This window comes from uncultured Campylobacter sp., from assembly GCF_937997405.1.
In the GTDB taxonomy this organism is placed as follows: domain Bacteria; phylum Campylobacterota; class Campylobacteria; order Campylobacterales; family Campylobacteraceae; genus Campylobacter_B.
In genome coordinates this window covers 1-3,964 of sequence record NZ_CALKTL010000196.1, presented here as the reverse complement: position 1 = coordinate 3,964, position 3,964 = coordinate 1, and the positions used below count along the sequence as shown (strand labels likewise).

At 48.2% G+C, this 3,964-nt stretch carries 3 protein-coding genes; all 3 read left to right on the top strand.

Features of this window, described 5'->3' with window-relative positions; translation table 11 throughout:
- The coding region (locus tag Q0372_RS10100) for a hypothetical protein (protein ID WP_298105550.1) at positions 1–688 on the top strand (688 nt) is incomplete at its 5' end.
- Positions 666–2,573, top strand: a complete 1,908-nt coding sequence (locus Q0372_RS10095; protein ID WP_298105548.1) for a hypothetical protein — start codon at positions 666–668, stop codon at positions 2,571–2,573. The genes Q0372_RS10100 and Q0372_RS10095, both read left to right, overlap by 23 nt.
- 750 nt (positions 2,574–3,323) lie before the next feature.
- Positions 3,324–3,860 (top strand): phosphatidylglycerophosphatase A, encoded by a 537-nt coding sequence (locus Q0372_RS10090; protein WP_298105544.1) that lies wholly within the window; start codon positions 3,324–3,326, stop codon positions 3,858–3,860.
- The last annotated feature ends 104 nt before the right edge of the window (positions 3,861–3,964 follow it).

Here is a 3,964-nt window from a genome sequence, read left to right as displayed (position 1 = left end):
GCTGATCGAAAAATTTAGGCGCTCGATCATAATTTTGATGGTCGCCTACGTCGATAGCGAAACGGTGCTAAACCCCGTAAAAGCGGGCGCGACGGATTATATCCAAAAGCCATTTATGATAGAGGAGCTCATCAAAAAGATCGAGCATTACGCGCAGTTTCGCTCGCTAAAATCGCAAAACGAAGCCTACGAAGCGTTGCTTAAAGAGATCTCCCTTTCGTGCGAAATACCGCACACGCGTTTAGCGCAGATAAAATTCCCGCTTCTTTTGCGCGGCGATGCGGCAGCACGGGCGGCGGCGGTATTTAAGATCGCGCTTGCGCTAAAATCGCGCCTTAAAATTCTATCCGCGCAAAGCCCTGAACTGCTAGAACGCGGCGCGGAGATTTTTTACGCACCAGATTTTGATAGCCTAAGCGGCGCGCAGAAGGAAAAATTTATAAACAAAACCAAATCCATGCGTATAATCGTCGGATCCATCGGCGCGCAAAAAGGCTTTAGCGACGAAATTACGCTTGGCAGCAGCAAAGAACGCAGCGAAATTTTAAGCATCGAAGAATACGTAAAGCTCACGATCGTAGCGCACCAAGACGAGTATTTCGACTCCGATCTGGCAGCGGCACTTGGGATTTCGCGAAAATCGCTTTGGGAGAAAAGGAAAAAATATGGCATCGCAAGAAAAAAATAGCCGCGCGCATCCGGTACGGATCGCAGGCGAGATGGAAATTTCGCGCGATACCGGCAATTTAAACGAAATAAAACCGCTTGAAAGTGAAGGAATTTTAAGCGGCACAAAAACTCTAAACGTCGCAATAGCTTCGAGTGACGCGGCGCAGAATTTAGAAGCGAAGCAAAATTTAAAAGCATCACAGAACTCAAAAGCAAAGCGTGATTTAAAAACGATGCGGAATTTAAAAATGTCAAAGACGAGCAATGCCAGAAAAGACGAGGCGCGAGCTAAGGGCGCGGCATGGAATTTAAAAGCAGAGCAGGCCGGAAGCGAGAGCAAAGGCGCAAATAATAGCGCAACGCAAATCCGCAAGATAGAGATCTCGCGCTCCGACCTAAACGTCTTGAGCCTGCTCGCAAACGGCGCTTTCGGCAAGAGCTGCGAGCTACTGCGCCCAAGCAAGCTAAGCGTATGCGGCATAAATTTCGTTTTTTCCTGCGCGGACGCAAAAAAGGGCGATATTTTGGAGCTTTACCTCTGCAAGGAAGGCACAGCCGAACGCGCCAAAAATTCGCTTAGCGACGAGAGCGGCGCGTATTTACTAGCTAAAGAATCGCGCAACTTGCAGGATGGAGTTTCTGCTGCGGCGCAAAATGAGCAGTATTTTGCAAAAAGCGGCACGGATCTCGCGCGCACTGCAAGTACGCAAAGCACTATAAACGCCACAAGCGAGGGCTTAGACCATATAGAAAGCCTTACTGCGGGCTATGATCAAATTTTTACTTGCAGCGCAGATGCAAAATCTGAGAAAAACGCCGTTTTGGATTTGGCGAAAAGCTCCAGTGAAAATTCTGCGGTAAATTCCGCGCAGAGCTTTGCCGAAAATTCCGCACTCAATCGCGTTCGCAGCGCAGATGCAAAATCCGTAGCAAATTCGGCGGGAAATTTTATCTCAAATTCCACCGAAAATTTCATCAAAAATCCCGCTACAAATCCCGCCTATTGTGAGCTTATCGCGCGCATAGACGTTAGCGATGTTTATGTTCCAAGCGCAAGCGAGGTAGCAGACTCGGTGTTTCAAAACGCATACGCAGAGCAAACTGCGGTGCAGGGGCGCATCACGCTGCTAAAAAATGGTCTTGCAGAGCAAATCGCGCGCATAAAAAAAGTCGCAAGCTCGCTTGCCGCGCCTAAAATTTCAGCGTTTTTTACCTGCGCCGATCCGATCCACCGCGTGCATGAGCGGCTGATTAGGCATATGATCGACAAAGCGGATTTTGTGGTGATTTTTTTAACCGGCACGAGCAGCGCGGATGCCCTGCCCTACGAGCTACGCAAAAAAACGCTAAGCTATTTGCTGCAAAATTTTTTGGTCGCGCAACGCGCCATGATGATCGATCTGGGCTCGCTTGCGATTTTTGACGACAAGCCCGCACTGCAGTGCGCGATCGCAAAAAATTTAGGTATAAACAAAATAATTTTTGGGCAAAATCACGCGAATATGGAACTGTTTTTTGAAGGAGGCGGCATGCATTCGGTGCTGGACGAGTATCAAAAGCGCGGCGAAATCGAGATTTTGCTGATGCCCGAATACGTCTATTGCGAGAAGTGTAAGGTGCTAGTAAGCACCAAAAACTGCCCTCACGGCGCTCATCATCACGTGCATTACCGCACGCAAAATCTAAAAGCACTGCTGCGCGCGGGGATTTTGCCGCCCGCGATTTTTATGCGTAAAGAGATCTCGGCGATGATTTTAAGCGAGCTTTTTCCCGCGCGGTTTTCAGATCTGCAAAAGCTCTACGACGAGCTTTTTCCAAACAGCGGGATCTTGCAGAGCCACGGCGAGAGTGAGTTTTACGAGCAGCTTATGCAGCTGTATCAAACCAGCGCGCTAAAGACATAGCTCTCGAGAGCGCGACGCAAAAAATGACGTGGAATTTGCGGAAGCTAGGCAGAAGGTAAAATTTCGCGACGTTAGAATTTACGGCGACTAGGCATAAAGTAAAATTTCATAGTGCGGAAAGAAAGGACTGTGTGGAATTTTATAGCATAAAGAGCGGCGGACGCAGATTTGGCGTAAAATTTTGCGGTACAACGAAGCTAAATTTTTAGAGCATTAGCAGCGGTACGATAAAACGAGCTTTAAATTTTAAAGTCTTGGCTTCGTAGCAAATTTATAACGGCGCAGTAAATTTTGCGGCGAAGCGGATTTAAAATTTTAAGGCGCGATGGATATGTAAAGCAGCACGGCAAATCTAAATTTTAAGTTTTCGACAAGCGAACCTAAAATTTTAAAATTAAGCAGTTGCTGCGAGTTACAGCGCAAAACTCGGATGCAGCGCAACGACTGCCGCTCGCGCAAAATGCCTTGCGTTTGCGGACGGGTTTGAAAACTCCGCGTGGAGCGAGCAAAATTTTAAAATTTTTACGCAAATGAGTAGAATTTTAAAATTCCTACGTTAGTGAGCAAAATTCGTGGCGAGCGAGTAGAACTGATTTCGTGCGGGCAGGCGAAATTTAAATTCTATATGCACGAACAAAATTTAAAATTTCCTCGCATGCACGAACGAAATTTAAAATTTTTGCGCGTGAGAGAATGCCCTAATTAAAATAAGCGGTAAAATTTTAAAAAGCAAAATTTAAAAGGACAATTATGGATAAAATTTTCGTTACATTTTTCGGCGCGGGGTTGCTAAGGCCCGCGCCAGGCACCTGGGGCAGCATCGCTGGCTGGATAGTAGGTCTTGCGATCTTGATGCTAGCGGGAGAGGTGACGCTGTTTTTGTGCGCCGCTCTCGTCTTTTTCGTCTCGCTTAAGATCGTAGGCGATTACGAAAGACGGGTAGGCGCGCACGATAACAGCGAGATCGTCATCGACGAAGTCGTGGGGGTGTGGATTGCGATGTGCGTCGCTGCGCCCGTAGGCGAGATCTTTTCGCTGCCACTGCGGGAGCTGATCGCGGGCTTTGAGAGTAGCAGGATCTCGATCCTTTCAATGATTTTGGCGCTGCTGTTTTTCAGGGCTTTTGACATCCGCAAACCCTCGATCATCGGGCGCGTGGATCGCGACGTAAAAGGCGGGCTCGGCGTGATGCTAGATGACGTGCTGGCGGGCTTTTTCGCGGGGCTTGGGGTTTTGATAATTATCTCTTTAGGAGTCAAGCTCGGCGCCGCGGGATTGATTTTTTAAGCTTTTTGGATGTGCTCATGGCAAACACAGCACGATTGCAGCGAACGCAGCGCGCTCCCGTGCCAATCAAGGTGATCTGAATCCACGTTCAGGCAGACCGACGC